Source organism: Enterobacter cloacae complex sp. R_G8 (assembly GCF_024599795.1).
Taxonomy (GTDB): Bacteria; Pseudomonadota; Gammaproteobacteria; order Enterobacterales; family Enterobacteriaceae; genus Enterobacter; species Enterobacter dissolvens.
In genome coordinates this window covers 1759819-1784856 of sequence record NZ_CP102246.1, presented here as the reverse complement: position 1 = coordinate 1784856, position 25038 = coordinate 1759819, and the positions used below count along the sequence as shown (strand labels likewise).

The following is a 25038-nucleotide window of genomic DNA, read 5'->3' as shown; positions in this document are numbered from 1 at the left end:
TTTGCCTGCCTAAGCAGTAACAATCCAGTTCTGGCACTGTAACAGTTTCATTCGTAGCCTCAATGGGTCACGCGTCAGAAACGTGATGCGGATCGAACTTGCACCGGTGATATCAGAAGGTCACCACCGTTTTCAGCTCCGTGACCCAGGCATCCTGGGTGCGGCTGACCCCGCCGGGATGGTGCCAGTACTGAATGCCCGGCTGTAGCTCAAGCCATGGCACTGGACGAAAACGGTAGTAAAACTCGCCGTTCAGGGAATGGCCCGGCACCGGGTGCCAGGCCGGATCGTTATAGCCGGAAACGCCGCTCAGGCTGTTCAGGTAACGCTGGTTGCGCGCGTACTGGCTGCTCATATCAATCCAGGTTACGCCAAAGCCAATCCAGTCTTCCGGGCGTGCATCAAACAACCCGCGATAGCGCAGCGAGGCGGCGTAAACCTGATGCATGTAATTCGTACGCTGATCGGCAAGGCTCATGCTGAAAGAGGTGCTTAAGCCGCGATTCGGATCGTCCTGATGCTGCGTAAGCTGCTGGTTGAGGCCGGCGTACATAAACCAGGTCCGGTTGTGTTGCGCAAATCCCGCCGGGTCCGTCGCGCCTGCCCCTCCGGATTTACCGCGATAGAGATCGGTTTGCGGCGCGTTGGTAAACACCACCCCCAGGTTATACGCACCCGGCAGACCATTAATCAGCGGACGCGCTTCGATTTCAACCGGCAGCAAGACACCTTTGCTGCCCTTTGTCGACCAGCTCCAGGCGTGGCTACGGCTGGAGGCCTGCTGATTTTGCTCCATCACGCCGCCTTTTAGGGTAAGTGTCGGCGTGAATTTATACTCAAGCGTCGTGCCCCAGGTGTGTACGTTCCAGTTGTTCCAGGTTAATGAGTTGGCTGACTTGCCGCCGCACTGCGACAGCAGCTGGAAGTCACAGGGGATGATTTGATCGAAGGTCTGCACCTTGTTCATCATCCCTATGCGCCACGTCAGACGTCGGTCGTCAAAGCTGCGGGCAAAGGTCAGCCAGCCCAGACGGGTAATCGACTGCCCGCCCCAGCTTTCCTGCGTCAGATCGTTAAAATTAACGCGCGGATCCTGAACGCGTCTGGTGGTGAGATCGTCATTGTGGTTGCGGTTGACGATATTCCCTTCAATACGCGCATCGGGAATGCCGGTCCAGCGCGCCAGATCCTGATTAAAGGTCAGCGCAAACTGATCGATATAGGCCACGTGGGAGTCATGGTTATAGCCACCACCACCGTTCCAGCCGATTTCGTTTAAATAACCAAGATTGTACGTAAAGCCGTTATCGTTGAGGATCTTCCGCACGCCGAGCATCTCACCGAGAACAGGAGCCGGTGGCGCCTCAAAACCTAATACCGTTCCGTTCCAGTCTTGCGCCATGGACAGCGGGGATAACGTCAATAAGGCGAATGCGTAGAATTTATTTTTATTTGCCATAATAGCAGCCCGTGATTGAGTATTTAGTGCGTAACCAGCCGCAGGAAAATTTTCTATTTCCTGTCGATATTTAATTTTTTAAAATCAGTGAAAAGCGCTAAGCCAAATGTCTCTCCTGCGTAAACGACAGGCAAAAAAAAAACCTAAGCACTCCACAGCGATAACTGCTGTGAAACGCTTAGGTTTTGCCTGTTAACCAGTAACAATCCTGCGTTGAAAACAGTGGCACCTTAACACCGTCGCGCCACGTTGAAAACCTGTATTGTTTTTTGTTTTAAAAAAGTGTGAGCAATTTAACGCTTATTATTTTGACTGGATCACCCGCGCAATATCCGCAGAAGTCTGTAATGTCCGAATCTCCTGAAATAATCCCAGCGCTTCATCGTACTCTTTGCGTAAATAGCTGAGCCACTGTTTAATGCGCGCCACATGATATAAACCGGTGTCGCCCTGCTTTTCCAGACGGCTATATTTTTGCAGCAGCGTAACAACATCAGCCCACGGCATACGCGGCTCGTTATATTTAATCACCCGGCTAAGGTTAGGCACATTCAGCGCACCGCGGCCGATCATCACCGCCTCGCAGCCAGTGGCCTTCAGACAGGCCTGCGCGCTCTCGTAATCCCAGATTTCACCGTTGGCGATAACCGGAATAGTGAGCCTTTGGCGGATCTCGCCTATCGCCTGCCAGTTAATGCGCTCGGCTTTGTAGCCGTCTTCTTTGGTGCGGCCATGCACCACCAACTCGGTAGCGCCGGCCTGCTGCACCGCATCGGCAATTTCAAACTGCCGCGCGTCGCTGTCCCAGCCCAGGCGCACTTTGACCGTCACCGGCAGGTGCGAGGGCACGGCCTCACGCATCGCTTTCGCGCCACGGTAAATCAGCTCCGGATCTTTCAGCAGCGTCGCCCCACCGCCGCTGCCGTTCACCAGCTTAGACGGGCAGCCACAGTTGAGATCGACCCCGTAAGAGCCGAGCTCGACAGCACGGGCGGCGTTCTCCGCCAGCCATTCAGGATACTGGCCCAGCAGTTGAATACGCACCAGCGTGCCGGAGGTGGTCCGGCTCTGGCGGTGCAGCTCCGGACAGAGTCTGTAGAACGATTTTACCGGCAACAACATATCGACCACGCGCAAAAACTCCGTCACGCAGAGATCGTAATCGTTCACCTCGGTCAGAAGTTCGCGCACCAGGGAGTCGAGCACGCCTTCCATTGGGGCCAGTAAAACACGCATAGCAGTACCTGTGAAAAAAGACGCGCTATAGTATCCGCTCTCTATATCGCTGGGAAGCGGTTCTGTTCAGGGAGAAAGTCAGCCGGCGTTGCCCCGACAATGGCGCGAAACGCCGCCGCAAATGCCGCTGGGCCAGAAAACCCAAGCATCCAGGCCACCTGCTTAACCGGGTAGCCGTTTGCAAGCAGGTCCAGCGAGGCACAAATCCGTGCACGCTGTCGCCAGGCGCGGAAGCTAAAGCCAGTGTCTTTAATAAACGCGCGTGAAAATGTGCGTTCGGACATCGCGGCCCGTTCCGCCAGCATTACCATTGAAACATCCCAGAGATTATTGGCAATGATGTCACAGGCAACACGGTGTAACCGCTCATCAACGGGCATCGGTAATTCGGCTGAAATCTGCTGCGTCTCACTGAGGATCTCGAGCAGCAAAACGGCCATGCTACGCTGACTTGCCGGCCGGTATTCCGCACTGAACAGCCCGGCAATCAGCTCCTTGAACAACGCTGTCGCCATAATTACGTGAACCTCTTCTTTTCGCTCAAAGGGTTCGCATTGCGAAATCAGTGCGGGGCTAAACCAGACTGCGCGAAGCTCCGTTGCGGATAACACACTGTAGGTGTGTTCCTGAAAAGGAGGGATCCACAGCGCGCGTTGCGGTGGTATTACCCAGCGTTTGCTGCCGGTTTCAACGAGCATAACCCCTTTGATGGCAAATAAAAGTTGTCCCTGTGAATGCTGGTGAGGCGGATCGACTTCCCCGCGGGTATAGCTTATTGCCCCTCTGGACCATCCGATGGCATCGTCGTGTATTGGCGTTTTATCGATAACGGTTGGCATTTCACATTCCTCCCTCTCTCTTATGATGCTGCTTGTACACGTAACCGGAGAGAGACGCAATGCACATCCATTTTATCATTCATGAACATTTCGAAGCGCCAGGCGCCTATGAAATCTGGGGGAAAAAGCGCGGCTGTACGCTGAGCTACTCCAGGGTTTATCAGGACGATCCTTTACCCCAGGATCCGGGAAGCATAGATTTGCTCATCATCATGGGGGGGCCGCAGTCACCCGCCACCACGCTTATGGAATGTCCCTGGTTTGATGCGCAGGCGGAAATTGCACTCATTCGCCGGGCGATAGAAGCGGGTAAAACGGTAATTGGCGTTTGTCTGGGATCACAGCTTATCGGTGAAGCACTGGGTGCCACGTTTTGCCACAGTCCGGAAAAAGAGATCGGCAAATTTCCCATCAAACTCACAGATGCCGGCAAGGTGAACCCGCTGTTTGAGGACTTTGGCCGCGAGCTGAACGTCGGCCACTGGCATAACGACATGCCAGGGTTGACGTCGCAGGCAAAGATTCTCGCTTACAGCGAGGGTTGTCCCCGGCAGATCGTGCAGTACAGCGAACGGGTTTATGGTTTTCAGTGCCATATGGAGCTGACGCCGGAGGTCGTTGAACTGCTGATTGAGCATTCGCAGCACGATCTCCGGCGTGCAGGGGCATTCCGTTTTGTCGAAACGGCTGAACAACTCCGCTCGCATGATTATCGTGAAATGAACCAGGCACTGTTTTCTTTTCTCGATAAACTTACCGCCCAACACAATGTTAGACTCTAAGGTTTTTCTCTGGCTCATCACTTCGCCACTGCACTCCCTTTCCTCTAGACTGTAGCCTGTCCCTTTAGGGTGATACCAGACGTTCCATTCCGGAATGTCTGGTATGCTCAAAATTCATGATGTGATCCGTGGCACACTTTCGGGTTTAATTGTATGATGAATGCGTTTCAGCAAGGATTTTAACCATGAGAAAATCATTAAACATTATCTGGCAATATCTGCGCGCATTCGTCCTGATTTACGCCTGCCTGTACGCCGGGATTTTCATCGCTTCCCTGCTTCCTATCACCATTCCAGGCAGCATCATCGGCATGCTGATCCTCTTTGTTCTGCTGGCCCTGCAAATTCTGCCGGCGAAATGGGTCAACCCTGGCTGCTTCGTCCTCATTCGCTATATGGCGCTGCTGTTCGTGCCGATTGGTGTCGGTGTAATGCAGTATTTTGATTTGCTCAAGGCGCAGTTCGGCCCGATCGTCGTCTCCTGCGCGGTCAGTACGCTGGTGGTTTTCCTGGTGGTGAGCTGGAGTTCGCATCTGGTGCATGGCGAACGCAAAGTGGTTGGACAGAAAGGAACAAAACAATGATGGCTAATATCTGGTGGTCGCTGCCATTAACCCTGGCGGTGTTCTTCGCGGCACGCAAACTTGCCGCCCGGTTCAAGATGCCGCTGCTTAACCCGTTGCTGGTGGCGATGGTGGTGATTATCCCGTTCCTGCTGCTTACCGGTATTCCTTACGAACGCTACTTTGCCGGCAGCAAAATTTTAAACGACCTGCTGCAACCCGCCGTGGTCGCGCTCGCCTTTCCTTTATATGAACAGCTACACCAGATCCGCGCCCGCTGGAAATCCATTATTACCATCTGTTTTGTGGGGAGCCTGGTGGCGATGATCACCGGTACTTCAGTCGCACTGCTGATGGGGGCCTCTGCGCAAATTGCCGCCTCTATTCTGCCGAAATCGGTGACCACGCCTATCGCCATGGCCGTGGGCGGCAGCCTCGGGGGTATTCCGGCCATCAGCGCCATGTGCGTGATCTTCGTCGGCATACTGGGCGCCGTGTTTGGCCATACCCTGCTCAATGTCATGCGCATTAATACCAAAGCCGCACGCGGTCTGGCGATGGGTACCGCGTCGCACGCGCTGGGCACCGCCCGCTGTGCGGAGCTGGATTACCAGGAAGGGGCGTTCAGCTCGCTGGCACTGGTGATCTGCGGAATCATGACCTCGCTGATGGCGCCGTTCATTTTCCCCATTATTCTGGCGGTGATGGGCTAAAATTTGCGATGCGTCGCGCAAATTTCATTTTGTTTTCATAAGTTGCATACATAATGAGAAGTGGATCACATATAAAGCCCTGACGGCTCCGTACACTACCGATCCATTAACCTTTATGAGGCAAACGCCATGCATCCACGTTTTCAAGCGGCTTTCGCCCGGCTTGCAGAGAATTTGCAATCAGCTCTGGCCCCGATTCTGGCGGATGAGCATTTCCCCGCCCTGCTCACCGCTGAGCAGATCACCACGCTGAAACAGGCAACGGATCTAGACGAAGACGCGCTGGCTTTCGCACTGCTCCCCCTGGCTGCCGCCTGTGCGCGTGCCGATCTGTCCCACTTTAACGTGGGTGCCATCGCGCGTGGCGTCAGCGGCACCTGGTACTTCGGCGGAAACATGGAGTTCCTGGGCGCAACCATGCAGCAGACTGTTCATGCGGAACAGAGCGCCATCAGCCACGCCTGGCTGCGTGGCGAAAATGCCCTGAGCGCCATTACCGTAAACTACACCCCGTGCGGCCACTGTCGTCAGTTTATGAATGAACTGAACAGCGGGCTGCAACTGCGCATCAATCTGCCGGGTCGCGCGCCGCACACGCTGGGCGATTACCTGCCTGACGCCTTCGGCCCGAAAGATCTTGAGATCAAAACCCTGCTGATGGACGAGCAGGACCACGGTTATGCGCTGTCCGGTGATGACCTGAACCAGGCAGCCATTCGCGCTGCCAACAAGAGCCACACGCCATACAGCAACTCCCCGAGCGGCGTGGCACTGCAGTGCCGCGATGGGCGTATCTTTAGCGGCAGCTATGCGGAAAACGCCGCGTTTAACCCAACGCTGCCACCGCTGCAGGGCGCACTTAACCTGCTGAGCCTCAACGGCTACGACTACCCGGATATCCAGCGCGCCATTCTGGCAGAAATTGCCGATGCGCCGCTGATTCAGTGGGATGCTACCGCCGCCACCCTGAAAGCGCTGGGCTGCTCGTCAATCGAGCGTGTATTACTGGCGTGATCCATCCGGCGGGCAGAAATGCCCGCCAGTTTGCTGAAAAAGCCCTCAGTTGATGCGCTGTTTCTTGCGCTAACCAGACGGGTACAGTAGCCTGAGTTAAATTTCACCTTCGGTACGAGCCATCTGCATGTTAAAGCGCGTTTTTTACAGCCTGTCTGTCCTGGTCGGCATACTGCTGTTGATCGTGCTGGGTCTCGACCGCTGGATGAGCTGGAAAACGGCCCCCTACATTTTTGACGATCTGCAGGATCTCCCCTACCGCCAGGTTGGCGTGGTGCTCGGCACCGCAAAGTATTACCGCACCGGTGTTATCAATCAGTATTACCGCTACCGTATTCAGGGCGCGCTCAACGCCTACAACAGCGGTAAGGTCAATTACCTGTTGTTAAGCGGCGATAACGCGCTGCAAAGCTACAACGAACCAGTCACCATGCGTAAAGACCTGATTGCCGCCGGCGTTGATCCGGCAGATATCGTGCTCGACTACGCCGGGTTCCGCACACTCGACTCCATCGTGCGCACGCGCAAAGTGTTCGATACCAACGACTTCATCATCATTACCCAGCGCTTCCATTGCGAACGTGCGCTGTTTATCGCGCTGCACATGGGCATTCAGGCGCAGTGTTACGCCGTGCCATCGCCAAAAGATATGCTGAGCGTACGCGTGCGCGAGTTTGGCGCCCGCTTCGGGGCGCTGGCTGACCTCTATATCTTCAAACGTGAACCGCGCTTTTTAGGTCCTCTGGTGCCGATTCCGGCCATGCATGAAGTGCCTGAAGATGCACAGGGCTACCCGGCCGTCACCCCGGAACAGCTGCCTGAGATCCAGAAGAAAGAGAAAAAGTAGCCCGCTTTTATCGTTTCTTTACGCCAGGCGCCACACTTTTTATCCGACCTTTACGCCTGCCCTTTTATGCTGAGTTCACTGCCGCTACGGCTTCATTGAAGAATGACTATGAACTCGATAATGAATGCGTTTTTCCTGAAAAGTATCCGTCCATATTTTAACTTCCCGGGTTTATCCCTCCCGACCGCGCTAAATTCTGGGCTGTGGCTTGATGAAAAGCTGGATGCCTTGCAGCATAACGTGTCGGTGGAAGTGGCGGATTATCTGGCGCGTTACCCGCAGACAAAACATATTGACGTTTACCTCAACGATATCAATGGCATCATGCGCGGCAAGCGACTCTCGGTGGAGAACATGCTGAGCCTTGAAAAGGGCTGTTATTTTCCCCTCTCTGTCTATTCGATGGACCAGAAAGGAAAGATAGCCGCCGCGCTTGATGATGAGCCAGACCGTTTTTGTGTTCCGGTAGCGGGCTCCCTGCGCCCCTCTTCACACGATCCGCAGCACAACGCACAGATCCTGCTAACAATGAAAGAGAGCGACGGAACCCCCTGTTCACTTGAGCCACGCGTGATACTGCAGAACGTCCTGGCCCGCTTTCACCAGCATGGTCTCTACCCGGTGATTGCCCCGGAGATTGAGTTCTATCTCACCGGCAGAGGCCCACAGGATCCGCAGAATCAGGGCTGCTTTCATCTGGATACCTCAACGGCACACACCGCGCTATTTGACGAACTGGAACAACTGGCACACCTGCAGCGTATTCCCCTTACCGGGATCGTGGCCGAGGCCGAATCCGGTCAGTTCGAATTAAACCTCAAGCACAGCCATCACGTGGTTGAGATGTGCGATAACGTGCTGGCCCTGCGACGCTTAACCCGCTTTGTGGCAGAGAAGCACGGCCTGCAGGCCAACTTTATGGCGAAACCCTTTAGCCAGCAATCCGGCAGCGGTCTGCATTTCCATTTCAGCCTGAACAACATTCACGGCGAAAATATGTTTGCCTCGCCGGTGGATGAACTGAACAGCATGATGCGCTTATGCATTGCGGGCCAGCTGGCGCTGATGCCCGCCTCCGTCGCCATTCTGGCACCCGGCGTAAACGCGTTTCGCCGCCTGCGAAAAAACCTCACTGAGCCGTTATTCAATTCCTGGGGCTATAACACCCGCTCCGCCGCGCTACGCATCCCCTGCTCGGACGAGAGCAACCGCCGCATTGAGTATCGGCTGGCGGGGGCTGATGCCAACCCGTATCTGGTGGCGGCGACCATCCTGACCGGCATGTTGTACGGGCTGGAAAATTTCGACGAAAAGGATTTACCCGCACCGCAGCATGATGAACCGGTACTGCCGCTGTTCCAGCAACAGGCCATTGAAGAATTTGCCCGCTGCCAGTATCTCATCGACAGCCTGGGCGAGGCGTTTTCACACCAGTGGGTCGCGTGCAAACTCGCGGAGCTCGACTGGTTTGAAAGTATTGTCACCGGGCAGGAATCGGCGCTGGCGTGAGACATAAAAAAAGCCCGCTCGGTGAGCGGGCCAGATAATGCGAGAAGCGATTATTTCTTGCGGGCGTATTTCAGTGAATCCAGCGCAACCGCGAAGATGATAATGGCGCCTTTAATAATGTACTGCCAGTATGGGTTCACGCCGATATAGGTCAGACCGTAGTTGATGACCGTAAAGATGATCACACCGGTGACCACGCCGAGCACAGTGCCCACGCCGCCGCTGAAGGAGACTCCACCCACCACGCAGGCGGCAATCGCATCCAGTTCGTACATAAAGCCGAGGTTGTTGGTGGCAGAGCCGATACGGCCCGCTTCCAGCATCCCGCCGAAGGCGTAGAACACACCGGACAGCGCATAGATCATCAGCAGGTTCAGGGCCACGTTCACGCCGGACACTTTCGCTGCTTCCGGGTTACCCCCGATGGCGAAGATGTTCTTACCGAAGCGGGTTTTGTTCCACAGGATCCAGACGAAAGCCACCGCAATCAGCGCGTAGAAGGTGATGTACGACAGGCGGAAGCTGCCCAGCGCAATAAAGCCTTGCGTAAAGGTCGAGAAGCCGCTGTCGAAGCCCGAGATAGGGGACGCGCCGACGAAGTCGTAGTACAGGGAGTTGATGCCGTAAACGATGATCATCGTGCCCAGAGTGGTGATAAAGGGCGTCACGTTCAGATAAGCGATGATGATACCGTTAATCAACCCAATCACCGCACCGATGGCACAGACAATCAGGATCACCACGAAAATGGGCATGGTCGCCATTTCCGGGAACACCTTGTTGGCGTTTTCCATCGACTGCAACAGGGTTGCCGCGATCACCGCCGCCAGACCGACCTGACGCCCCGCGGAAAGGTCAGTCCCCTGGGTGACGATAAGCCCCGCCACACCCAGCGCGATGATAATACGCACGGAAGACTGAGTCAGAATGTTACTCAGGTTCAGCAGACTTAAGAACGTAGGGTCCTGGAAAATGATAATGGCCAGCAATACTAAAAGAACAACGTAAATACCGCCTTCTTTCAGATAAGTGAGAAAACTTTTTTTATTTAACGCACTCATGAGGAGCCCCTGATCTTAAAGGTGCAAAGACGCTAAACGCAAAATTTCGTTTTGCGTTGTCGTTTTCGTGTCAACAATACCGGCAACGAGACCATTGCTCATAACCAGAATACGGTCCGTGATCCCTAACAATTCCGGCATTTCGGAAGAGATGATAATGATCCCTTTATCCTTTTTCGCCAGCTCGGCAATCAGCTGATAAATTTCAAACTTCGCGCCGACGTCAATACCACGGGTCGGTTCATCCAGCATCAGAATTTCTGGCTGCGTTAATAACCAACGACCGATAATGACTTTCTGCTGGTTACCGCCCGACAACGAACCAATTTGCGTACGATGACCTGGCGTTTTTACGCGCATGGAGTCAATAACCCACTGGGTATCGCTCTTCATGCGGGAATTATCCAGCAGTCCAACTTTGTTTTTATAGTTGCGAATATTAGAAATTAACGAGTTAAAGTTAATATCCAGATAGGCATAAATACCGGTTGAACGGCGCTCTTCCGTTACCAGCGCAAAACCATTATTAATGGCCTCGTTGGCGTTGTGGTTGTTGATTTTCTTACCGTGCAGCGTGATGGTGCCTTCGGCTTTCTCACGAATACCAAACAGGGTTTCAACGATATCAGTACGTTTTGCCCCGACCAGGCCAGCAATACCCAGAATTTCGCCCTTGTGCAGGTCGAAGGAGACATCGCGAATGGAGGGCTGGCGCAACGAGGTCAGGTTACGGACCTCAAGGATCACCTCGCCTGGCTTGTTCTCTTTATCCGGGAAACGCTGGTTCAGGGAACGGCCTACCATCATGGCGATGATCTTGTCCATGTCCAGCCCTTCCAGAGGCTGGGTGGCAATCCACTGGCCGTCGCGCAGGATGGTTATCTCATCACACAGCTGGAAGATCTCTTCCATTTTATGGGAGATATAAACAATGCCGCAGCCGCGCTCTTTCAGCTTACGAATAATGGTAAAAAGGTGGTTAACCTCTTTTTCCGTTAATGACGAGGTCGGTTCATCCATGATGACAATTTTCGCATCATAGGAGAACGCTTTGGCAATTTCGATCATCTGCATTTGTGAGACGGATAATGTTCCCACGCGGGCGCGCGGATCGATATCAATATCCAGCTCATCGAAAATGGCTTTGGTGTCACGGTACATTTTGTCCTGATCGACAAAAACACCTTTGGTGGGATAACGACCCAACCACATATTATCCATTACCGAACGTTGCAGTACCAGGTTCAATTCCTGGTGAACCATTGAGATACCGTTTTCCAGTGCTTCTTTTGCTGAATGGAAATCGATCTCTTTCCCCTGAAAAAGAATACTGCCAGAATCTTTTTGATAGATCCCAAAAAGACATTTTAATAATGTTGATTTACCTGCCCCGTTTTCCCCCATTAACGCATGAATAGAGTGAGGACGAACTTTTAAATTAACATTATCGAGTGCCTTAACACCGGGAAACGACTTGTTGATGCCGTTCATTTCCAACAAGTATTCACCGGACGACTGAGTAGTTGTGCTGACCATAATTATACCTTGTTGGCCTCGCATATCGCGTTATAAAAGGGCGCAACATGTTGCGCCCTGTGGAGACATGACTAACTATCTTATTTACCGATAAACTCAGCCAGGTTGGACTGGTCTACGCCCACGTAAGGTACGCGAACGATTTTATTGTCGATTTTCCAGTTGGTGCCATCAGCCGCACCTTTACCGTCGGCCAGGTTTTTCGCCAGATCGAAGGTCGCTTTCGCCTGGTTATTGGCATCGTTCAGCACGGTACCGGCCATCGCACCCGATTTCACCAGCGCCAGGGCTTCTGGCAGCGCATCCACGCCGAACACAGGGATAGAGGATTTGTTGTGTGCTTTCAGGGCTTCTACCGCCCCCATAGCCATCGCGTCGTTGTTAGCGATAACCACTTCAATTTTGTTCGCGTTAGGACCAGACAGCCACGCGTCCATTTTGTCTTTCGCCTGAGCGGTATCCCACATTGCGGTATCTAAGGCCAGCTGCTGGGTTTTCAGGCCCTTGTCGTTCAGCTCTTTGACAACGTAAGTGGTACGCGCTTCAGCATCCGGGTGGCCCGGTTCGCCTTTCAGCAGCACAAACTGGATCTGGCCGTCTTTGTTCAGATCCCAGTTCGGGTTGGCCGCCCAGTGTTTCGCGATCAGATCGCCCTGAATAATACCGGACTCTTTGGAGTCAGTACCGACGTAATACGCTTTGTCATAGCTGTCCAGCGCTTTACGGGAAGGTTCTTTGTTGAAGAAGACGATTGGCACATTCTGGCCGCGCGCTTTCTCAATAACTGTGCCTGCAGCAGCCGGGTCAACCAGGTTGATTGCCAGTGCTTTCACGCCTTTTGCCAGCAGAACATCGATCTGGTCGTTCTGTTTGGACTGGTCGTTCTGGGAGTCATTCATCAGCAGCTGAACATCTGGCGCTGCTTTAGCATCTTTCTCGATCGCTTTACGCACAACAGACATGAAGTTGTCGTCGTATTTATAGATAGTCACACCAATACGGGTATCCGCAGCGTGCGCTGCAGCACCAAAAAGCATGCTTGCCATTACAGCAGACAGAGTCAACACCTTCTTATTCATGGTATCTCCGGTTTTTTTTATGCAGGGTAGTTCTTGTGAAAAACGATCGGCGGGCAGATGTTAATAAAACGTTACTGACAGCCGAAGTTCACTTATAAAATTTCTATCTTCCGTGTTCGGTAACGCTCCAGAAATGCGTTTTATTCGTTGTTTGCGGCACGTTGGCTATAGTGAAAGTGAATAATCACTGTTACATAGCGTTTCAGCCCCTAAAACGCTGACATCATAGTCAGCGCCTTGTTAAGATACTGTGAATTTACTCACAGATTGAAAACGGTTACATCAGCTCGCTTTATCAGTTAGTGATCGGAACCACAATTTGCCGGGCAGAGACCGAATGACGACGCACTAACGTCGGCATGAAACAGTGAGTTGCCCCCGGATCCAGCTGCCCTGCCGCGCCCTGTAACGCCAGCTCTGTCGCCAGTTTGGCCATTGAGGCAATGGGATAGCGTACCGTTGTCAGCTGCGGGTCGGTGTAACGGGCAATGGGAATATCATCAAAACCGATCAACGATAAATGCTGTGGCACCGCAATGCCGTTATCTTTTAACGCGGTCAGTGCCCCGGCGGCCATGCTGTCGTTGTACGCAAACACCGCAGAGAGCTGCAGGTTGCGGCCCAGCAGTTCGACCATCGCCGCCTCCCCTCCCTGCATGTCCGGTGTGCCGGTACCTACCCAGCTTTCAGAAGGCGCAATGCCGTGCTCTTTCAGGGCGTTTTGCCAGCCTTCGCGACGCAGTTCATCGTCCTCAATCGCGTGGCTGGACGCCAGATATCCGATCCGCTGATGCCCGTTATTAATCAGCATACGCGTGGCCATCATCGCGCCACTCACGTTATCCAGCCCTACGCAGCGGTGGGCATAGCCGGGCACAATACGGTTGATCAGTACCATGCCGGGGATCTGCTCCATAAATCCGGCAAGTTCTTCATCACTCAGGGCTTTTGAATGGACAATCAGCGCGTTACAACGCTGGCGGATCAGCACTTCGATGGCATAGCGCTCTTTTTCTGCTTCATGATAGCTGTTGCCGATCAGCACATACTTCTGGTGCTGCTGGGCGACAACATCCACCGCTTTAACCAGCGCCCCAAAAAACGCATCCGACACGTCCATCACCACCACGCCCACGGTGTCACTGACCTGGGTAGCCAGCGCCTGCGCGTTAGCATTGGGCCGGTAACCCAGTTGGGTCACGGCTTTCATCACGGTTTCACGGGTTTCAGGGCTGACCAGCGCACTATTGTTTAGCACGCGAGAGACGGTAGCCACAGAAACGCCCGCCTGACGGGCGACGTCACGAATGGTGATCATATTCACCATCCTTAAAAGGATTGCAGCAACTCACAGACACCCCCTGTGTTTAGCAAGGTGGCTATTTTGGCAGCGAGAGAAAAGGGACTACGTGAAGAAGCTCACACGGATGAAAACGGTTACATCCGTTTTGTTAATGATTGTGATCCAGATCGTTATCTGGATGTATTACTCAATGAAACGCCTGACGCTTTTGCGGTTAACTGACGCCACCCCCACTCCAGCGGCCCCTGGCGGAAATAGCGTAGCCAGATAACCGAAAACGTCAGGTTTACCATCCAGACCGGAATAACAAACGCCAGCAGCGTAAGGCGGTCGAATTTCATAAACAGGCCAAATCGGTAGAACAGCGTGGTGCAGATGAGAGTCTGCAGCAGATAATTGCTTAACGCCATGCGGCCGACGCAGGCAACAGCACTGACAATCCAGAGACGGGAGAGCTGCGGCCAGAAGCCATAGATGAGCGCGGCGTAGCCGATGGTCTGGAACGGGGCACTGAGCTCGCGCGGAACCTGCAGCAGGAAAGCGCACCAGCGGTAATCCCAGTGAAGATGCCACTGCGCGATCACCGCCGGGAGATTGATCGCCACCCCCAGTAGCACCAGCAAAGCCCCTGTGCGACGGTAGTGGCGCAGGCTAAATTCCCCTTTCAGCCAGCCGGTACGCATCAGGGATGCGCCCATCAGCATCATCCCCGCCAGTTGCCAGCCGTATTGCGCACCCAGCGCCAGCAGGTTATCGCCCAGCATATCCGCACGGTTGCTTATCGCTTCCGCACCGCCTTTTAGCTTCCAGAACTGCTCATACTGCAGGTTGGCGGCGTCCGGTATCCACGAGCGATTGGTCGCCTCGCCGGAAATCATACCCAGCAACAGCAGTACGCCAAGCCCCATGACATAGAGCATGACGCCGGTATTAAACAGGCTTTTTACGCTGTGCGCGTCGCGGATCAGCCGCCAGCAAATCAGCCCGACCAATCCATAGGCGAGAAGAATATCACCATCCCAGAAGAACAGGCCGTGAATAAAGCCAAGGAGAACCAGCAGCGTCAGACGTGATTGTATCCAGCGGGTGCCGCGTTTGAGCAGCAGGTGCAGGCCAGCACCAAACAGCAGCGCAAACAGGGTGAGGAATTTCACCTGTGCAAAGAGATCGAGGATCGCCCAGGTCCAGGCATCGCTGCGGCTGATGTCGCCATACCAGGCCGGGTTGAGATAGGCGGCCTTCGGCAAGCCGAAGGCGCTGATATTAAGCAGCAGGATACCGAGAATGGCGACGCCGCGAACAAAATCGAGCGTGACGTTTCGCTCCATGGTCCCTGCCCTGTCTGATTAGTTGTGGTGACGCACAGCGCGCAGGAACTCCTGGCGGGTGTTCTGGCTGGATTTAAACAGACCGCCCAGCGACGTGGTGGTGGTCGCACTGGTGGCATCACGCACACCGCGCGCTTTCACGCAGTAGTGAACCGCGTCAATGGAGACCGCGACATTATTGGTGCCCAGCAGCGTTTGCAGCGCGGTCAGGATCTGCTGCGTCAGACGCTCCTGCACCTGTGGGCGTTGGGCAAAGAACTGCACGATACGGTTGATTTTGGACAGACCAATCACCGTATCTTTGGGAATGTAAGCCACGGTCGCTTTACCGTCGATGGTCACAAAGTGGTGTTCACAGGTGCTGGTCAGCGTGATATCACGCACCGTGACCATCTCATCCACCTTCATTTTGTTTTCAATGACGGTGATTTTCGGGAAGTTGGCGTAATCCAGGCCGGAGAAAATTTCGTCGACATACATTTTTGCGATGCGATGCGGCGTTTCCATCAAACTGTCGTCGCTCAGATCGAGATTCAGCAGTTGCATGATCTCGGTCATGTGCCCGGCAATAAGACGTTTACGGGTTTCATTATCCACTTCCTGAACGGGTGGACGCAGTGGCGTTTCAAGACCGCGCGCAACCAGGGCTTCGTGGACAAGGGCCGCTTCTTTACTGAGTGATGACATTCTTTTCTCCTGCAGGTGTGGCGTCTTCTGCCCTCGTTGTGGCAAAAGTGTGCGCTCATTGTGCGTGAGGCGGCGCACATAATCCAGTATTCACGACGATAATTATTGCAATTGCTGTTGCCTTTCAGCCTGACGGTTCCACACCAGCGCGCCGCCAATGAACAGCGCCACGCCTGCCAGCCCCAGTGCAGGCTCAAGCTTGTGGGTAAGCCAGGTGGATAACGCTGAGGTCATCGGCCCCACTAACTGGCCAATGGCGTAACCGGTGGTCAGCAGCCCCGCCATGTAGCGGGTATGTTCGGGTGCCAGCTCGCGCCCGTAGAGTAAAGAGAGCTGAACGGCACACAGGAATCCGCCCCCCACCAGCAGACCGCCCGTCAGCAAACCGCTAATCCCCGGCAGTAGCCAGGCCGACAGCACGCCCGCCCCCTGTAACCACAGCACGATAGCCAGCCTGCGGTTCGAGGTAGAGGTGTGACGCAAAACGATGCTGAGCACGATGCCCACCACAGCGGCGATGCCAAAGATCGGCCAGACAAACTGTGCAAACAGGCTACCGGGGAAACGCACGGCCGCCATTTGCGATAAGAACGTCGCAGGCAGGATGTAGCCAAACCCGGCCAGGCTGTAGCTCCAGACCAGGCGCTTTAAATCTTGCGTCAGAATCAATGGTTCAGGCGCACTGCCCGGCCGGTGAAGTTGCCCGGCACGCGGTAAATAGCGGGCAATCAATGCGATAAGCACCAGCGCCAGCACGCCGTAGATCTGCCATGCAGCCCCGGCCGATAACGCTTTCGCCTGGATATAAACCGCAAGCAATCCGCTCAGGGCGATACCAGCACCCGGCCCGGCAAACACGGCCGCGCTCAGGCCCGGTTTACCCAGTTGCCCCAGCCGCTCGTTGGTCCAGGCGGCAATCAACACCATCGACCAGCCGCTCATGCAGCCAATCACAAAGCGCAGAAGACCATGTACCAGCGGGTTATCTGCCGCGGCGGAAAGCAGCGTCAGCGCCACCGCGCCAGTAATGCCCAGCCAGAGGCGGGTTTCAACAAAGCGATGGGCGCGCATCGCATCCCATGCGCCCACCAGATAGCCCAGATAGTTCATCGCCGCCACCAGACCTGCGCTGGTGAGCGTGAGTTGCCCGGCGGCAATCATCAGCGGCACCTGTGGGGTAAACGCGAAGCGCCCAATCCCCATCGCCACCACCAGAACCACAAATCCACTGAGCGCAATTCGCAGCGCCATGACCGCTCCAGTTGTTAACAAAAAGTAAATTTATGATGCAGTATCTCGCTGTCTTGCGAAAGTGAAAGTTGCTCACAGGTAAATGAAAACTCTGTATTATGGACTGAATGAATAGCAATTCGCATTAAGGAGCCCTGCATGGAACTGCTCGAAGAGCATCGTTGTTTTGAAGGTCGACAGCAGCGCTGGCGCCACGACTCCGCCGTACTGAACTGTGCCATGACGTTCAGCATTTTCCTGCCGCCCACTGATGAGGGTGCTAAGCCCCCGGTTCTGTTCTGGCTCTCGGGGTTAACCTGTAACGATGAGAACTTCACCACTAAAGCGGGCGCGCAGCGTGTGGCGGCCGAGCTGGGTATCGCCCTGGTGATGCCAGACACCAGCCCGCGTGGCGATGAGGTGGCGGACGATGCCGGATATGATCTGGGCAAAGGGGCCGGGTTCTATCTGAACGCCACCGAGCAGCCGTGGGCAAGCCATTACCGCATGTACGACTACATTGCCGACGAGCTGCCAGCGCTGATCCAGCGTGAGTTTGCGGTAAGCAACCGGTGTGCCATCAGCGGGCATTCTATGGGTGGACACGGCGCGTTGATCATGGCGCTAAAAAACCCGGGCAGATACACCAGCGTGTCCGCGTTTGCGCCGATTGTGAACCCCACCCAGGTCCCGTGGGGGCAGAAAGCCTTTACAAATTATCTGGGCGATGACGCGCAACGCTGGCAGGAATGGGACAGTTGCGCCCTGATGCTGGCGAGCCAGCCAGGAAGTGCGATCCCGACGCTTGTCGATCAAGGTGATGCGGATCAGTTCCTGGCAGGGCAATTACAACCTGCCGTGCTGGCTGAAGCCGCACGTCAGAAGGACTGGCCGCTGACGCTGCGCATTCAGCCAGGCTATGACCACAGCTATTACTTCATCGCCTCCTTTATTGAGGATCATCTTCGTTTCCATGCGGAGCATTTGTTCGGGTAAATCCCCTTCTCGCCCGGTGACGCTCTGCGTGCCGGGCATACCCTGCCATCGGAGTGAATCACCTCAGTAGCCTGCCCTTCACATCAAACACAAATGATTTCGATTATCATTTGTGTTTACAAATCTACATTCTTTTGTACAATTCGAGCCTCTTCTCCATCACAAAGCGTTCTTACAAGACAAAGACATAGCGTTATCAGGGTTATCCCGATGGAGTTTTTTTCATTTATACGGAATGTACAAAATGACTATACCTCGCGTTAAGGCACTGGCTATCGCCGTTGGCATCGCCACACTTCCCCACGTCGTTCACGCAGCCGAACAGGACACCGTTGTCGTCACTGCCACCGGGTTTGAACAAAAGATCCAGAATGCCCCCGCCTCGATATCCGTAATTTCGAAACAGCAAATTGAAGACAAAGCGTACCGCGACGTCACCGATGCGCTGAAAGATGTACCGGGCGTGGTCGTCACTGGTGGGGGCAGCAGCAGCGATATCAGCATTCGCGGCATGGCTTCCCAGTACACGCTGTTCCTGGTCAACGGCAAACGTATCAGTACCCGCAGCACGCGCCCAAACAGCGATAACGCGGGTATTGAACAAGGCTGGCTGCCGCCGCTGGAGTCCATCGAACGCATCGAAGTGATCCGCGGCCCGATGTCATCGCTGTATGGCTCGGACGCCATGGGCGGTGTGATCAACGTGATCACCAAAAAAGTGTCGAATACCAAAGCCTGGACCGGCTCTTTACATGGCGATGCCACGTTCCAGGAAAACAATGATTCCGGCGATATTTTCCAGACCAACGCCTATGCTTCGGGCCCACTGATTGACGGCCTGCTGGGGGCAAAAGTGACGGGACTGCTGTCACGCCGCGCGGAAGATAAAATCGTCAACGGGTATAACGAGCAGAAGATGCGTAACGGCGGCATTACCCTGAACTTTACCCCGGACGAGCAGAATGATTTCGATCTCGATTTTGCCCGTGAACTTCAGGACAGAAACAGCACGCCAGGCATGTCCAAAGCGACAGAAACCTGCCGCGGCAACACCTGCAAGCCGAACACAAAGAGTGAGACGCGCTACGAGCATACGACGTACGCATTAACCCATAACGGCTATTACAGCGACTTCAATACCACCAGCTACATTCAGCAGGAAGAGACCAACAACCCGGATCGCGACATGCGCTCCTGGAACACGACGTTCAACAACCAGAACCAGATCTTCCTGGGTGACCATACGTTGACCCTCGGCGGGCAGTATCGTTATGAGAAACTGCGCGATAACGGCAACCAGCTGCAAGCCGCTGATGGGCTCAACAAACTGACGCGCTGGAGCTGGGCGCTATTTGCCGAAGATGAATGGGCGATGACCGACAGCTTTACGCTGACCGGTGGTCTGCGGATGGATAAAGACCAAAACTACGGCACCAACTGGACGCCACGCGGCTATGGCGTGTGGCATCTGGCCGATCAGTGGACGCTAAAAGGTGGCGTCTCCGCTGGCTACCGTGCGCCGGACCTGCGTCAGTCTTCAGCCAGCTGGGGCCAGGCAACGGGCGGTGGACGTCTTGATGGCATCATTGTCGGCAATCCGGATCTGAAACCGGAGAAGAGCCTGAGCGAAGAGATCGCCCTGCTCTGGGATAACAGCGACAATCTGAATGCCGGAGTGACGCTGTTCAATACCGACTTCAAGGATAAGATCACCGAAGTGCGCCGCTGTAACAGCAGCGCCGATCCTGCCTGCACCATTGGTAATCACACCTATGATTTCGTCAGCGACCGCGTCAATGTGGACAAAGCGAACATGCGCGGTGTGGAATCCACCTTCGGCTGGAAAATTACCCGTGATGTGAACTGGACCGCCAACTACACCTACACGGAATCGGAGCAGAAAAGTGGCCAATTCTCTGGCAAGCCGCTGAACAAAATGCCGAAACACATGTTCAATACCACCCTCGACTGGCAGGCCACGCCGGATGTCGGGTTCTGGAGCCGTCTGAACCTGCGCGGTAAAACGTCTGAATACCTGAGCCGTACCTCAATGTCTCAGGGCACACCGTCCTATACCCAGGTTGATGTCGGTCTGCGCTATAACGCGAATAAAAACCTGCTGGTCACCGCCGGCGTTTACAACGTGCTTGATAAGCAGATTGATTACGATACCTACGACACCGTACTCGACGGCCGCCGCTATACCGTCGGCATGACGTACAGCTTCTAATTCCCCATAAAAAAGCCCGCTCAAATGAGCGGGCTAAAAGAGAGGAAGTGCGGTTTATTTATTAAATCGTTCCGGGAATTCCATTTCACTGTAGCGAACGAAGTGCGTTCCTTTCATCAGCTTGTAACCAAACCAGATCACCAGGAACAGCGGAATACCAATGTAGGTGGCCGTGACGGCGCCCCAGTCAATGGTGTCCGCCAGGAACGCTTCATAGTTCTGACCCAGGGTGATAATCAGACACAGAATGAAGGCGAAAATCGGCCCCAGCGGGAAGAACCCGGAACGGTATGGCAGGTTGTTCAGATCGTGTCCCTGCATCACATAGCCGCGACGGAAGCGGTAGTGGCTGATAGCAATCCCCAGCCAGGCGATAAAGCCCGTCATACCAGAGGTGTTGAGCAGCCACAGGTACACCGTCTGGTTACCGAACATGGAGGTCAGGAAGCACAGACCAGCAATGACCGTTGTGGCATACAGCGCGTTACGCGGCACACCGCCACGAGACAATTTTGCGAAAATACGCGGCGCTTTACCGTCACAGGCCAGGGTATAGAGCATACGGGTTGAGGCATACATCCCTGAGTTACCCGCAGACAGTACCGCGGTCAGGATCACGGCGTTCATCACCGCCGCCGCAGAGAGCAGACCGGCATGCTGGAAGACCAGCGTGAACGGACTGACGCTGATGTCTTTGACATCGTTACGCAGCAGGCTTGGGTCGGTGTACGGAATGATCAGGCTGATGATCAGGATCGCGAATACATAGAACAACAGAATACGCCAGAACACCTGACGCACCGCGCGCGGAATGTTCTTCTCCGGATTTTCAGATTCACCGGCGGCAATACCAATCAGCTCGGTTCCCTGGAAGGAGAAGCCAACAATCATCGCCACGCCAATCATCGCCGAGAAACCACCGGCAAACGGCGCATCACCAATTGTCCAGTTGCTCCAGCCTGCAGGTTCTGCACCTTTGAAAATACCAACGATCATCGCCACACCGACGACGATAAAGATGATGACGGTTGCCACTTTGATCAAAGAGAACCAGTATTCCGCTTCGCCAAAGCCGCGAACGGAGATGTAGTTCAGCAGGAAGATGACCGCGAGGAACAGCGCACTCCAGATCCAGCCTGGCGTGTCCGGGAACCACCAGGTCATCACCAGCTGTGCGGCGACAAGGTCAACGGCGATGGTGACCGCCCAGTTGTACCAGTAGTTCCAGCCCAGCGCGAAGCCGAACCCTTCTTCAACGTATTTCTGACCATAGGTCGAAAACGAACCTGATACCGGCATGTACGCGGCCAGTTCGCCCAGACTGGTCATCAGGAAGTAGACCATCAGGCCAATCAGGATATAAGAGAAAAGCGCCCCACCCGGGCCTGCTGCCGAAATGGTTGCCCCGGAGGCAACAAAAAGACCTGTACCGATTGAGCCGCCGATGGCGATCATCGTCAGGTGACGCGCCTTGAGTTCGCGACGTAGCGCGGGCGCTTCTGTGGTTTTAATTTCTGAAACCATGTGAAAATGCTGTCCATCTAATAAATGAGGCGCGATTGTAGCAGACGATCCGCGTTCCTTCCGGCAGAAATACTGAGTTATAAGAGACCTTCATGACTCGGCCAGGATTATAAGTAAAGCATAATTTTTCCCTCTCCTCATTGGGGAGAGGGCCAGGGTGAGGGGCGCTTTTACATGGCGCAATAGCGCAGAAAACGCTGTAACGAACTGGAGAGGTGTTTCTGACGATGGTGAATGCACCACAACGTGCGCACCAGTTTTGGCAGCGGAAGCGGAATTTCAACCAGCGTTCCGGCCTCCAGCTGTTCAGCAATGACCCGCCGCGAGAGACAGCTAATCCCCAGACCATGACGGACCGCATGCTTAATCGCTTCTGAGTTGCCAAGCTCCATACCCAGCTGGAAATGGGGCAGATGGGAGAGCAGCAGATAATCGACAATTTCCCGCGTACCGGAGCCCTGCTCACGCAGGATCCACTGCGCCTGTGCCAGTCGCTCCAGCGTCACCTCCCCCTGCAATAGCGACGAGGCCGGCGAGGCGAAGACCACCAGTTCATCTTCCAGCCAGGGTTCAGCAATGATATCGACGTTATGGCACGGCCCTTCGATAAGACCGATATCCACGCGGAAATCGATCACCGCGTTGATTACATCCTGGCTGTTACCGACGCTCATCTCCAGCGGCAGGGTCGGGAAATCCCGGCGATAGCGGGCAATCACTTCCGGCAGAATGTAGTTTCCGATGGTACTGCTGGCATATACGCGGATGGCGCCGTTTTCTTCCCGGAACAGTTGTTCAATTTCCGTCGCCTGTTCCAGCAGCGCCAGCGCACGGGGATACAGAAGGCGACCATGCTCGTTGACCACCAGCCGCTTCCCTACCCTGTCGAAGAGCTGCACGCCCAACTGACCCTCAAGATCGGTCAGGGCCGCGCTGACCGCAGACTGGGAAAGTGCCAGCATCTGTGAGGCTTGTGTCGTCGACCCGCTTTTCAGCACTTCGGCAAAGACTTCCAGCTGACGCAATGTAATGTGCATGGTTGCTTACCACTTATATAGATTAATTATAAGTATATAATCAATTTTATTTTTAAGCCAGCGCGCCGTAACCTTTAGCCAGACAAAGGAGAAGGTTATGTCAGAAATTACCTTACAGCATCATCGTACATTGTGGCACTTCGTGCCGGGTCTTGCCCTCAGCGCGGTCGTCACCGGCGTGGCACTCTGGGGCGGCAGCATTCCCGCCGTCGCCGGTGCTGGTTTTAGCGCCTTAACGCTGGCGATCTTGCTCGGCATGGTCGTGGGTAATACCGTTTACCCGCATATCTGGAAGTCCTGTGATGGCGGCGTTATTTTTGCCAAGCAGCATCTGCTGCGCCTCGGGATCATTCTTTACGGCTTTCGCCTCACTTTTTCGCAGATTGCCGATGTCGGCATCAGCGGTATCGCCATTGACGTCCTGACCCTCACCAGTACCTTTTTACTGGCCTGCTTTATCGGGCAGAAAATCTTTGGCCTGGATAAACAGACCAGCTGGCTGATTGGTGCCGGGAGCAGTATTTGCGGTGCGGCGGCGGTGCTGGCAACCGAACCTGTCGTCAAGGCGGAATCCAGCAAAGTCACGGTGGCCGTCGCGACCGTGGTGATCTTCGGTACGCTGGCTATTTTCCTCTACCCGGCCATGTACCCGCTGGTCGCCCACTGGTTTAGCCCGGAGACCTATGGCATCTATATTGGTTCAACCATGCATGAAGTGGCGCAGGTTGTGGCGGCGGGTCACGCCATTAACCCGGAAGCCGAAAACGCCGCGGTGATTGCCAAAATGCTGCGCGTCATGATGCTGGCACCGTTCCTGATTATCCTGGCCGCCCGCGTGAAACAGCTTGCGCCAGCGGGCAGTAACCAGAAGAGTAAAATCACCATTCCGTGGTTTGCGATACTGTTTATCGTGGTGGCGATTTTCAACTCTTTCCACCTGCTGCCAAAAGCGGTGGTCGATATGCTGGTGACGCTGGATACCGTGCTGCTGGCGATGGCGATGGCGGCACTGGGGGTGACCACGCACGTCAGCGCACTGAAAAAAGCCGGTGCAAAACCGCTGCTGATGGCGCTGGTGCTCTTCATCTGGCTGATTGTGGGTGGCGGCGCGATTAACCTCGTGGTCCACAGCCTGATGGCATAAACCACTACATCCTTCTCCTGTTAACCCGCTATGATACGCATTTCGGGTTAACAGGAGTCCTTTATGAAATACGTTGGAGCGCACGTCAGCGCTGCTGGTGGCCTTGCGAATGCCGCCATTCGCGCCGCCGAAATTGAGGCGACCGCTTTCGCCCTGTTCACCAAAAACCAGCGTCAGTGGCGCGCCGCACCACTTACCGCTGAAGTGATTGATGATTTTAAAGCCGCCTGTGAGAAATGCCACTACGGGCCGGGTCAAATCCTTCCCCACGACAGTTACCTGATCAACCTCGGTCATCCGGTCGAAGAAGCCCTTGAGAAGTCCCGCGAGGCGTTTCTTGATGAAGTCCAGCGCTGCGAGCAGCTTGGGCTGACGCTGCTGAACTTCCATCCCGGTAGCCACCTGATGCAGATAGACGAAGAAGCCTGCCTGGCGCGCATTGCGGAGTCCATCAACATCACGCTGGATAAAACCCGGGGTGTGACTGCGGTGATTGAGAATACCGCCGGTCAGGGCAGCAACCTCGGTTTTAGGTTCGAACATCTGGCCGCCATTATCGACGGCGTGGAAGACAAATCCCGCGTGGGCGTATGTATCGATACCTGTCACGCGTTTGCGGCCGGTTATGACCTGCGCACAACCGAGGCCACAAAAAACACCTTCGATGAGTTCGAACGCGTGGTGGGCTTTAAGTATCTGCGCGGGATGCACTTAAACGATGCCAAAAGCGCCTTTGGCAGCCGTGTAGACCGCCACCACAGCCTGGGCGAAGGCAATATCGGCCATGATGCGTTCCGCTTTATCATGCAGGACGCCCGTTTCGATGGTATCCCCATGGTGCTGGAAACCATCAATCCGGATATCTGGGCGGAAGAGATCGCCTGGCTGAAGGCACAGCAGACCGCTGAACAGGCGGCATAA

General features: G+C 54.7%; 22 protein-coding genes. 10 read left to right on the top strand and 12 right to left on the bottom strand.

Annotated elements, in window-relative coordinates; genetic code table 11:
• Positions 1-112: 112 nt before the first annotated feature.
• The 3 genes from NQ842_RS08480 to NQ842_RS08470 form a co-directional block, all read right to left on the bottom strand.
• On the bottom strand, positions 113-1459 hold the full coding sequence (locus tag NQ842_RS08480; protein WP_257256724.1) for a carbohydrate porin: 1347 nt from the start codon (positions 1457-1459) through the stop codon (positions 113-115).
• A gap of 303 nt (positions 1460-1762) precedes the next feature.
• Positions 1763-2695 carry a tRNA dihydrouridine(16) synthase DusC gene (dusC, locus tag NQ842_RS08475; RefSeq protein ID WP_046888321.1) on the bottom strand — a complete coding sequence of 311 codons (933 nt, stop codon included), beginning with the start codon at positions 2693-2695 and terminating at the stop codon, positions 1763-1765.
• Positions 2696-2736: 41 nt separating this feature from the next.
• Positions 2737-3534: a helix-turn-helix domain-containing protein gene (locus NQ842_RS08470; protein WP_046888320.1), complete on the bottom strand. Its 798-nt coding sequence runs from the start codon at positions 3532-3534 to the stop codon at positions 2737-2739.
• A gap of 59 nt (positions 3535-3593) precedes the next feature.
• Here NQ842_RS08470 and NQ842_RS08465 point away from each other — a divergent pair, with 59 nt between their 5' ends.
• The 6 genes from NQ842_RS08465 (at position 3594) to NQ842_RS08440 (ending at position 8962) form a co-directional block, all read left to right on the top strand.
• Complete coding sequence (locus NQ842_RS08465; RefSeq protein WP_257256723.1) at positions 3594-4316, top strand: type 1 glutamine amidotransferase; 723 nt, start codon at positions 3594-3596, stop codon at positions 4314-4316.
• A 185-nt stretch (positions 4317-4501) separates the two neighbouring features.
• The gene (locus NQ842_RS08460) at positions 4502-4900 is read left to right on the top strand and encodes a CidA/LrgA family protein (protein ID WP_023619766.1); all 399 of its coding nucleotides are present in this window, start codon (positions 4502-4504) and stop codon (positions 4898-4900) included.
• Positions 4897-5592: a CidB/LrgB family autolysis modulator gene (locus NQ842_RS08455; protein WP_257256722.1), complete on the top strand. Its 696-nt coding sequence runs from the start codon at positions 4897-4899 to the stop codon at positions 5590-5592. Before NQ842_RS08460 ends, NQ842_RS08455 begins: the two co-directional genes overlap by 4 nt.
• 129 nt (positions 5593-5721) lie before the next feature.
• The gene (cdd, locus tag NQ842_RS08450; protein WP_257256721.1) at positions 5722-6606 is read left to right on the top strand and encodes a cytidine deaminase; all 885 of its coding nucleotides are present in this window, start codon (positions 5722-5724) and stop codon (positions 6604-6606) included.
• 127 nt (positions 6607-6733) lie between these two features.
• Complete coding sequence (gene sanA, locus NQ842_RS08445; protein ID WP_014832688.1) at positions 6734-7453, top strand: outer membrane permeability protein SanA; 720 nt, start codon at positions 6734-6736, stop codon at positions 7451-7453.
• A 120-nt stretch (positions 7454-7573) separates the two neighbouring features.
• Positions 7574-8962, top strand: a complete 1389-nt coding sequence (locus NQ842_RS08440) for a glutamine synthetase family protein (protein WP_014832689.1) — start codon at positions 7574-7576, stop codon at positions 8960-8962.
• Between the two features lie 50 nt (positions 8963-9012).
• Here NQ842_RS08440 and mglC read toward each other — a convergent pair whose 3' ends face one another.
• The 7 genes from mglC to NQ842_RS08405 form a co-directional block, all read right to left on the bottom strand.
• Positions 9013-10023 (bottom strand): galactose/methyl galactoside ABC transporter permease MglC, encoded by a 1011-nt coding sequence (mglC, locus tag NQ842_RS08435; RefSeq protein ID WP_013097952.1) that lies wholly within the window; start codon positions 10021-10023, stop codon positions 9013-9015.
• A 15-nt stretch (positions 10024-10038) separates the two neighbouring features.
• Entirely contained in the window at positions 10039-11559 is a 1521-nt protein-coding gene (gene mglA, locus NQ842_RS08430) for a galactose/methyl galactoside ABC transporter ATP-binding protein MglA (protein WP_014832690.1), read from the bottom strand.
• 80 nt (positions 11560-11639) lie between these two features.
• Positions 11640-12638, bottom strand: coding sequence for a galactose/glucose ABC transporter substrate-binding protein MglB (gene mglB / locus NQ842_RS08425; protein WP_014832691.1), 999 nt, complete (start codon positions 12636-12638; stop codon positions 11640-11642).
• Between the two features lie 295 nt (positions 12639-12933).
• On the bottom strand, positions 12934-13956 hold the full coding sequence (gene galS, locus NQ842_RS08420) for an HTH-type transcriptional regulator GalS (RefSeq protein WP_014832692.1): 1023 nt from the start codon (positions 13954-13956) through the stop codon (positions 12934-12936).
• A gap of 155 nt (positions 13957-14111) precedes the next feature.
• Positions 14112-15269: a DUF418 domain-containing protein YeiB gene (gene yeiB, locus NQ842_RS08415; RefSeq protein ID WP_014832693.1), complete on the bottom strand. Its 1158-nt coding sequence runs from the start codon at positions 15267-15269 to the stop codon at positions 14112-14114.
• 18 nt (positions 15270-15287) lie between these two features.
• Positions 15288-15956: a GTP cyclohydrolase I FolE gene (folE, locus tag NQ842_RS08410; protein ID WP_013097957.1), complete on the bottom strand. Its 669-nt coding sequence runs from the start codon at positions 15954-15956 to the stop codon at positions 15288-15290.
• A gap of 102 nt (positions 15957-16058) precedes the next feature.
• Positions 16059-17207 carry an MFS transporter gene (locus NQ842_RS08405; RefSeq protein ID WP_257256720.1) on the bottom strand — a complete coding sequence of 383 codons (1149 nt, stop codon included), beginning with the start codon at positions 17205-17207 and terminating at the stop codon, positions 16059-16061.
• Positions 17208-17345: 138 nt separating this feature from the next.
• On the opposite strand from NQ842_RS08405, the gene fghA reads away from it, so the two are divergent.
• Together fghA and NQ842_RS08395 are read left to right on the top strand one after the other, a co-directional pair.
• Positions 17346-18182 carry an S-formylglutathione hydrolase gene (fghA, locus tag NQ842_RS08400; RefSeq protein WP_063412497.1) on the top strand — a complete coding sequence of 279 codons (837 nt, stop codon included), beginning with the start codon at positions 17346-17348 and terminating at the stop codon, positions 18180-18182.
• A 244-nt stretch (positions 18183-18426) separates the two neighbouring features.
• The gene (locus NQ842_RS08395) at positions 18427-20412 is read left to right on the top strand and encodes a ligand-gated channel protein (RefSeq protein ID WP_257256719.1); all 1986 of its coding nucleotides are present in this window, start codon (positions 18427-18429) and stop codon (positions 20410-20412) included.
• A gap of 54 nt (positions 20413-20466) precedes the next feature.
• Here NQ842_RS08395 and NQ842_RS08390 read toward each other — a convergent pair whose 3' ends face one another.
• On the bottom strand, positions 20467-21936 hold the full coding sequence (locus NQ842_RS08390; protein ID WP_014832697.1) for an amino acid permease: 1470 nt from the start codon (positions 21934-21936) through the stop codon (positions 20467-20469).
• Between the two features lie 170 nt (positions 21937-22106).
• On the bottom strand, positions 22107-22973 hold the full coding sequence (gene yieE / locus NQ842_RS08385) for a DNA-binding transcriptional regulator YeiE (RefSeq protein ID WP_083020973.1): 867 nt from the start codon (positions 22971-22973) through the stop codon (positions 22107-22109).
• A 97-nt stretch (positions 22974-23070) separates the two neighbouring features.
• On the opposite strand from yieE, the gene NQ842_RS08380 reads away from it, so the two are divergent.
• A complete protein-coding gene (locus NQ842_RS08380) occupies positions 23071-24117 on the top strand; it encodes a YeiH family protein (RefSeq protein ID WP_014832699.1) in 1047 nt (348 codons plus the stop codon).
• A gap of 63 nt (positions 24118-24180) precedes the next feature.
• Positions 24181-25038, top strand: a complete 858-nt coding sequence (gene nfo, locus NQ842_RS08375; RefSeq protein ID WP_257256718.1) for a deoxyribonuclease IV — start codon at positions 24181-24183, stop codon at positions 25036-25038.

What these genes read in the sequence shown, in the direction of transcription:
- NQ842_RS08480 (WP_257256724.1), bottom strand. Translation starts at nt 1,459, where the DNA reads ATGGCAAATAAAAATAAATTCTACGCATTCGCCTTATTGACGTTATCC.
- dusC (WP_046888321.1), bottom strand. Translation starts at nt 2,695, where the DNA reads ATGCGTGTTTTACTGGCCCCAATGGAAGGCGTGCTCGACTCCCTGGTG.
- NQ842_RS08470 (WP_046888320.1), bottom strand. Translation starts at nt 3,534, where the DNA reads ATGCCAACCGTTATCGATAAAACGCCAATACACGACGATGCCATCGGA.
- NQ842_RS08465 (WP_257256723.1), top strand. Translation starts at nt 3,594, where the DNA reads ATGCACATCCATTTTATCATTCATGAACATTTCGAAGCGCCAGGCGCC.
- NQ842_RS08460 (WP_023619766.1), top strand. Translation starts at nt 4,502, where the DNA reads ATGAGAAAATCATTAAACATTATCTGGCAATATCTGCGCGCATTCGTC.
- NQ842_RS08455 (WP_257256722.1), top strand. Translation starts at nt 4,897, where the DNA reads ATGATGGCTAATATCTGGTGGTCGCTGCCATTAACCCTGGCGGTGTTC.
- cdd (WP_257256721.1), top strand. Translation starts at nt 5,722, where the DNA reads ATGCATCCACGTTTTCAAGCGGCTTTCGCCCGGCTTGCAGAGAATTTG.
- sanA (WP_014832688.1), top strand. Translation starts at nt 6,734, where the DNA reads ATGTTAAAGCGCGTTTTTTACAGCCTGTCTGTCCTGGTCGGCATACTG.
- NQ842_RS08440 (WP_014832689.1), top strand. Translation starts at nt 7,574, where the DNA reads ATGAATGCGTTTTTCCTGAAAAGTATCCGTCCATATTTTAACTTCCCG.
- mglC (WP_013097952.1), bottom strand. Translation starts at nt 10,023, where the DNA reads ATGAGTGCGTTAAATAAAAAAAGTTTTCTCACTTATCTGAAAGAAGGC.
- mglA (WP_014832690.1), bottom strand. Translation starts at nt 11,559, where the DNA reads ATGGTCAGCACAACTACTCAGTCGTCCGGTGAATACTTGTTGGAAATG.
- mglB (WP_014832691.1), bottom strand. Translation starts at nt 12,638, where the DNA reads ATGAATAAGAAGGTGTTGACTCTGTCTGCTGTAATGGCAAGCATGCTT.
- galS (WP_014832692.1), bottom strand. Translation starts at nt 13,956, where the DNA reads ATGATCACCATTCGTGACGTCGCCCGTCAGGCGGGCGTTTCTGTGGCT.
- yeiB (WP_014832693.1), bottom strand. Translation starts at nt 15,269, where the DNA reads ATGGAGCGAAACGTCACGCTCGATTTTGTTCGCGGCGTCGCCATTCTC.
- folE (WP_013097957.1), bottom strand. Translation starts at nt 15,956, where the DNA reads ATGTCATCACTCAGTAAAGAAGCGGCCCTTGTCCACGAAGCCCTGGTT.
- NQ842_RS08405 (WP_257256720.1), bottom strand. Translation starts at nt 17,207, where the DNA reads ATGGCGCTGCGAATTGCGCTCAGTGGATTTGTGGTTCTGGTGGTGGCG.
- fghA (WP_063412497.1), top strand. Translation starts at nt 17,346, where the DNA reads ATGGAACTGCTCGAAGAGCATCGTTGTTTTGAAGGTCGACAGCAGCGC.
- NQ842_RS08395 (WP_257256719.1), top strand. Translation starts at nt 18,427, where the DNA reads ATGACTATACCTCGCGTTAAGGCACTGGCTATCGCCGTTGGCATCGCC.
- NQ842_RS08390 (WP_014832697.1), bottom strand. Translation starts at nt 21,936, where the DNA reads ATGGTTTCAGAAATTAAAACCACAGAAGCGCCCGCGCTACGTCGCGAA.
- yieE (WP_083020973.1), bottom strand. Translation starts at nt 22,973, where the DNA reads ATGCACATTACATTGCGTCAGCTGGAAGTCTTTGCCGAAGTGCTGAAA.
- NQ842_RS08380 (WP_014832699.1), top strand. Translation starts at nt 23,071, where the DNA reads ATGTCAGAAATTACCTTACAGCATCATCGTACATTGTGGCACTTCGTG.
- nfo (WP_257256718.1), top strand. Translation starts at nt 24,181, where the DNA reads ATGAAATACGTTGGAGCGCACGTCAGCGCTGCTGGTGGCCTTGCGAAT.